Origin of the sequence: Clostridioides mangenotii TR (assembly GCF_000498755.1) — a bacterium.
Classification (GTDB): domain Bacteria; phylum Bacillota; class Clostridia; order Peptostreptococcales; family Peptostreptococcaceae; genus Metaclostridioides; species Metaclostridioides mangenotii_A.
Genome location: NZ_AXUS01000002.1, coordinates 185,846 through 192,462, shown reverse-complemented (window position 1 = coordinate 192,462; position 6,617 = coordinate 185,846). Strand labels below are relative to the sequence as shown.

Annotated in this window: 5 protein-coding genes; 4 read left to right on the top strand and 1 reads right to left on the bottom strand. The window is 32.1% G+C overall.

Going from position 1 to position 6,617, the window contains the following annotated elements; translation table 11 throughout:
* The first annotated feature begins 218 nt into the window (after positions 1–218).
* From T473_RS0101865 to T473_RS0101850, 4 genes are all read left to right on the top strand, one after another.
* Positions 219–2,483: an ATP-dependent helicase gene (locus T473_RS0101865; RefSeq protein ID WP_024620376.1), complete on the top strand. Its 2,265-nt coding sequence runs from the start codon at positions 219–221 to the stop codon at positions 2,481–2,483.
* 26 nt (positions 2,484–2,509) lie between these two features.
* On the top strand, positions 2,510–3,841 hold the full coding sequence (locus tag T473_RS0101860) for a M18 family aminopeptidase (protein ID WP_024620375.1): 1,332 nt from the start codon (positions 2,510–2,512) through the stop codon (positions 3,839–3,841).
* A 24-nt stretch (positions 3,842–3,865) separates the two neighbouring features.
* Positions 3,866–4,633, top strand: a complete 768-nt coding sequence (locus T473_RS0101855) for a patatin-like phospholipase family protein (RefSeq protein WP_024620374.1) — start codon at positions 3,866–3,868, stop codon at positions 4,631–4,633.
* A gap of 71 nt (positions 4,634–4,704) precedes the next feature.
* Positions 4,705–5,229 carry a peptidylprolyl isomerase gene (locus T473_RS0101850; RefSeq protein ID WP_024620373.1) on the top strand — a complete coding sequence of 175 codons (525 nt, stop codon included), beginning with the start codon at positions 4,705–4,707 and terminating at the stop codon, positions 5,227–5,229.
* Between the two features lie 303 nt (positions 5,230–5,532).
* Here T473_RS0101850 and T473_RS0101845 read toward each other — a convergent pair whose 3' ends face one another.
* Positions 5,533–6,432 (bottom strand): manganese-dependent inorganic pyrophosphatase, encoded by a 900-nt coding sequence (locus T473_RS0101845; RefSeq protein WP_024620372.1) that lies wholly within the window; start codon positions 6,430–6,432, stop codon positions 5,533–5,535.
* Positions 6,433–6,617 lie beyond the last annotated feature (185 nt).

Sequence of the window (6,617 nt, the reverse complement as noted above, 5' to 3'; positions counted from 1 at the left end):
ATTAAATAAAAGATAAGTTGTATATAAAGTAGTGTTATCTCGTGCATGATAGGATGCTTTGAGATAGCACTATTCCTATTTCAACTATACAAGGATTATATTTCCAAGAATAAAATATATTAAATAGATTTATTCTTAGAAGATTTCAGGAATAGAGTTTGAAGAAATCTCTGTTTTGCATTAGAATATATTTATGACTTTAATTTAGGGGGAATAATATGAATTTAGATACATTAAATCCTGCGCAGAGAGAAGCAGTTGAAAAGACCGAAGGAGCTGTTCTTATTCTTGCTGGTGCTGGATCTGGTAAAACAAAAGTTCTGACGAGTAGAATAGCATATCTTATTGAAAATAAAGGGGTACAAGCACCGAATATACTTGCTATAACTTTTACAAATAAAGCTGCAAATGAGATGAGGGAAAGGGTAGAACAAAATATAGAGACAGATACAAGGGATATGTGGATTAGTACTTTCCACTCTTGTTGCGTGAGAATACTTAGAAAAGATATAAATAAAATCGGTTACAATAGAAGTTTCGTTATATATGATAGTGCAGATCAAGTAACGCTTATAAAAGATTGTTTAAAGGAATTAAACTTAAGCGATAAAGTATTTGAACCTAAAAGTGTCATAAGTGCTATATCAGGCGCAAAGGATAAACTAATGTCACCTAAAGAATTTAAAGATGCTAATATTGCTGATAATAGGATGGTTAAAGTTGCGGAAATATACGCGTTGTATCAAGACCGTTTAAAGAGAAATAGTGCTTTAGACTTTGATGATCTTATATTAAAAACAGTTGAGTTATTTAGAACAAATCAAGACGTTCTTAGCTATTATAGGAGTAGATTCAAGTATATAATGGTCGATGAGTATCAAGATACTAGTAAGGCACAGTATGAGCTTATAAAAGCACTAGCTAGAGAGCACCAAAACATATGTGTTGTCGGAGATGATGATCAAAGTATTTATGGTTGGAGGGGTGCGGATATAAAAAATATCCTTGAGTTTGAAAAAGATTATGATGATGTTCATGTAGTTAAGCTAGAGCAAAACTACAGATCGACTCAGGTAATACTTGATGCAGCCAATAAGATTATTTCAAACAACATTGAAAGAAAGAGAAAAAAACTTTGGAGTGAGAAAAAAGATGGAGAGCTAATTAAGATAGAACTTACAGATAGCGAACTTGATGAAGCTGAGTTTATTGCTGATTCTATTGCCAAAATATACAGAAAAGAAAAGAGAAAGTACAATGATTTCGCAGTTCTTTACAGAGCTAATGCGCAGGCGAGGGCAGTTGAAGATGCCTTAAATAGAAGTCAAATTCCATACAACATATATGGAGGCACTAAGTTCTACGAGAGAAAAGAGATTAAGGACTTGGTTGCATATTTAAGAGTAATTCAAAACCCACAGGATGATATATCGATAAAAAGGATTATAAATGTTCCTAGAAGAGGTATAGGACTTAGAACTATTGAGAAAATAGAAGATAGAGCCAGTCTAAAGCAAGAGAGTATTTACTCTGTTTTACTTGATATAGATACAAACTCAGATATATCTACTAAAGCAAAGGCATCTATAAGTGGATTTATCGATATAATAGGAACACTTAGAACTATAAAAGAGGCTTATCCAGTGAGCAAGCTTATTGAAAAGGTATTGGATACTACTGGATATATGGACGAGCTTATTGAAACTAGAGATAAAAACACCGAGTCTATGTCAGGTAAGAGTGAGGAAGCTCAAGATAGAATTGATAACCTTATGGAGTTTATATCTATTGCTATAGAATTTGAAAGCAGCACTGATGAAAACTACGAGGATAAAACTTTAGAAACATTTTTGACTAGCGTTGCCCTTACTTCTGATGTATCTGAGGAAGAGGATGATGACAGGGTTTCTCTTATGACAATTCATACTTCTAAGGGGTTAGAGTTCCCAGTTGTGTTTTTAACAGGTATGGAGGAAGGGCTTTTCCCTATCTCTAGGGCCATAAAATCTATGAACGAATCGGATATAGAAGAAGAGAGAAGACTTTGCTATGTTGGATTAACGAGAGCTAAAGAAGAACTTTTCATGACCCTTACTAAGAGAAGAACTCTATACGGTAAGACGAATGTATCAGTGGCATCGAGATTTATGGAAGAATTACCTGAGGAATGTATAGAGAAATTATACTCTTCAAGCAGTGAATTGCCTTACTCAAAGGCCAGCTACAATATGCTAGACAAGTACACTAAAAAGTACATGAATAATGTCAATAGAACGGCAGTTGCGAGTAAAGTTAATGCTACGGTAAAAGATTCGGGTAAGGAAACTGATATTGACGATATAAAACTGGGGTCAAAAGTTCACCATCCTAAATTTGGAGTGGGTACTGTAGTTTCTATGATAGGATCTGAGTTGACTATAGCATTTGATCAGCAGGGAATCAAAAAGATAAATAAGGAGTACACGACTTTAGATATTTTATAGTTATAATTTTAAAAGGAGTGGTTGAATTGAATAATAATATATTATCGAATGAATTAGATAATTTATCAAACGAGCTAATTGATTTTATTTACAGTAGTCCAACTGCTTTTCACGCTGTTGCAAATGTGAAAAGTAAGCTGGATGAAAATGGATTTACAGAACTTCAATTAAACAAAAAATGGAGTGTAAAAGAGGGCGGTAAATACTATGTTACAAAGAATTTATCTGCAATAGTAGCTTTTAGTATAAATTCCGAAAATATTGAGGAGGAAGGTTTTAAGATAATTGGATCTCATTCTGATTCACCTACATTTAGAATAAAACCAAATGCAGAGATGTCTGTAGAAAATTCTTACCTTAAGCTAAATACAGAAGGTTATGGGGGCATGATTTTAAGCACTTGGCTTGATAGACCGTTATCCATAGCGGGAAGAGTGGTTTTAAGTGGAGGAAATACTGATGATGGGATTTTAAACCCAGTTGAAAAAATAATAAATTTCGGTAGACCTATGTGTATAATACCTAATGTAGCTATTCACTTAAATAGAGGTGTAAACGATGGATATAAATTTAATAAACAAGTCGATATGTTGCCTTTAGTGGGTATATTAAATGATAATTTAGAAAAGGATAATTATTTATTAAAAGAAATTTCTAAAGAGCTCGATGTAGATATTGAAGATATTATAGACTTTGATTTATTTTTATATGAGTTCGAAAAGGGATGCATTATGGGTGCTAACAACGAATTTATTTCTATTGGAAGACAAGATAATTTATCAATGGCGTATACTAGCATCAAATCTCTTATTGAAGCAAGATCTGGAAAAGGCATAAATGTTGTATCTATTTTTGACAATGAAGAAGTAGGAAGTTCTACAAAACAGGGTGCGGATTCAAATATGTTACTAAATATACTTGAAAGAATCTGTATATCATTAGGAAAAGATAGAGAAGAATTTTTTGAAGCTATATATTCATCTTATATGATATCAGCAGATTTGGCACATGCGGTACATCCAAATATGGCTAGCAAGCACGATCCTACTAATAGGCCAGTTATGGGTGGGGGTCCGGCTATAAAAATAAATGCTAATCAAGCATATACAAGTGATGCGTATTCTACATCTGTATATAAAAATATTTGTAAGAGTGCGGATGTTAAATATCAGGAATTTGTAAATAGATCTGATGAGAGAGGTGGAAGTACAATAGGGCCAATATCATCAACACATCTAGATATACCTTCAGTGGATGTTGGTTGCCCAATACTTTCAATGCACTCAATAAGAGAACTGGGATGTATGGAAGACTATATCGATATATACAAAACATTTAGATCACTTTATTCATTATAATTTTTCAGAAAGGGAGTGGATGCAGTGAAATTAGGATTATGTTTAGAAGGTGGAGGAGCCAAGGGAGCGTACCAAGCGGGAGTTATAAAAGGGCTTTACGATGGGGGCATTAGAGAGTACCATTCAATTTCTGGGACTTCAATCGGCGCAGTAAATGGATATTTTTTATTCACAGGAAACATAGAAAAAATGGAGGATATGTGGAAAAACTTCGCTACTGGAGAAGGTGATGAGGTAAAAATAATCGATAATACTGTTGATAACTCACCTCTGATGAGGAGATTAGAAGGTTTATATTGTGAAGAAAACAAGATGGATTCAAATTTTTATATTAATTATGTGGAAGTAAATGACCAAAAACCAGGAGAGGTAGTATTAAATCTTGTTGATAAATCTGAAAAAGAGTGCCTCGAGGGAGTAAAATATAGTTCATTATATCCGTATACTCCAAATGGGAGTCAAGGTTTTAGAGAAGAATTTTCAAAAAACATAGTTTCAGGATTGTATGATGGGTATAAATTAGATGGAGGATTATTAAATAATCGACTTTTACAACCCCTAGTAGATGAAAAAGTCGATAAAATTATTTTAATAACTATGAGATATGACTATGTTGTACCAGATAGTCTAAAAGAAGTTTTTTCTAAAGATAACATAGTGGTTGTAAAGCCTAAGGAGGAATTTGGACCAAAGGATACCTTTAGATTTGAAGAAGGTTTTTGTAAAACTAAATACTTTGAAGGATATGAAATTGGTAAAAATATAGCAAAGATGGATATAATTGATATATAATTATCTTATATTACATAGATAAAATTAAATCTTATAATGCAAAACTTATAACGAAAGGTAAGGTATACAGTATGGAAAATAAAAACCCAATAGTAACTATAGAAATGGAAAATGGAAAGAAAATAGAAATAGAGTTATATCCACATATAGCTCCAAACACAGTTAATAACTTCATTTCATTGGTAAATAAAGGATATTATGATGGAGTAGGATTCCACAGAGTGATAGAAGGCTTTATGATACAAGGTGGTTGCCCAGATGGTAATGGAACTGGAGGACCAGGTTATGCTATAAAAGGTGAGTTTTCTGGAAATGGATTTACTAACAACTTAAAGCACGATAGAGGGGTAATTTCTATGGCTAGAACTATGATGCCAAATTCAGGAGGATCTCAATTCTTCTTAATGCACCAAAATTCTCCGCATCTTGATGGACAGTATGCAGGATTTGGTGTAGTGACATCGGGTATAGAGGTAGTAGATGAAATTGCTACAACTAACGTAGATAGATCTGATAGACCCAAATCTCCACAAGTTATGAAAAAAGTTACTGTAGATACATTCGGAATTGATTATCCAGAAGTGGAAAAAATGTAGTATAATCTAATTTTAGTTTTGGTAATAAACTACCATAATGTACTATTTACATTTTTGGAAATTTAGTTTACAATAATGGTGAGACAATAAATCCTAAAAACATAATTACAAGCATTGAATATTAAAGAGACCAGTTTAGATACACCAGCTAAGCTGGTCAAGGAATAATTATAAAATAATATCTATAAAAAAAGTAACCATCGATTGTGGTTACTTTTTTATTTATTATAATAAAAACATATATCCGTTTTAAATAAAAAAGCTTCTAATAAAAAACTATTTATTTAATTAGTGTTAAATTACTTATATAGCATCTGTTAAATTAGGTACTAGCTGTTTCTTTCTAGAAACAACGCCTTCAGCAAATACTCCTTGTCCTGCATTTACATCGAATGCTTTAGAGATTACAGTATCTTCGCCTTTGTATATTAAATATGAACCTTCTTTAATTATATCTGTAATAGCAAGTATTAACATGTCGTAATTTGTTGAGTTTATATAGTTTAGGAAATCGTCTTTTTTAGCGAATATAGAATCTATATCCATTGTGAAGACTTGCCCTATACCAACTTTTTTACCACTCATATCAAATTCTTTAAAATCCATATTTACTATTTCCTCAACACTTAGTCCGTCTAAAGATGTTCCAGCTTTGAACATATCCATAGCGTATTTTTCCATATCAAGTTTAGCTATTTTAGTTAATTCTTCTCCTGCTATCTTGTCAAGTTCAGTAGTTGTAGGTGATTTGAATAATAGTGTATCTGAAAGTATAGCAGATAGCATAAGTCCAGCTATTTCATAAGGTACTTCAACTTTGTTTTCTTTAAACATGTTGTAAATTATTGTACAAGTACATCCAACAGTCATAAGCCTTACAGATATAGGAACACTAGTTGAGATTCCTCCAAGTTTGTGATGATCTACTATCTCTAGAAGGTTAGCCTTTTCTAATCCATCTGCACTTTGTCCATATTCGTTGTGGTCTACGATGATTACATTATCATCAGATCCTACACCATCTATGATCTTGGGTGCGTCTACTTTGAAATAGTCAAGAGCGAACTGAGCTTCCTTTCTAATTTCGCCTAATGCACAAGCAGTAGCTTTATATCCTAATTTGTTTTTTAAATATGTCAACGATAGTGACGAACATATTGAGTCTGTATCTGGATTTTTATGTCCAAAAATAAGTATATCCATGGTATTTCCCCTTTCAATTATATATATCTTTTCAATAGTTTTATTATATCAAAAATGGTGCCTAGATTGGTATAAAAAATAAAATCATTTAATAAATTAATGTAAACACATTTTAAAATAAGTTAAAAATAAGTTAAAAATATGAGAAAATTCAAAAAATATATCTAATAATATTTTAAATTCTT

Coding starts and splice junctions, on each gene's coding strand:
- T473_RS0101865 (WP_024620376.1), top strand. CDS start 219: ATGAATTTAGATACATTAAATCCTGCGCAGAGAGAAGCAGTTGAAAAG.
- T473_RS0101850 (WP_024620373.1), top strand. CDS start 4,705: ATGGAAAATAAAAACCCAATAGTAACTATAGAAATGGAAAATGGAAAG.
- T473_RS0101845 (WP_024620372.1), bottom strand. CDS start 6,432: ATGGATATACTTATTTTTGGACATAAAAATCCAGATACAGACTCAATA.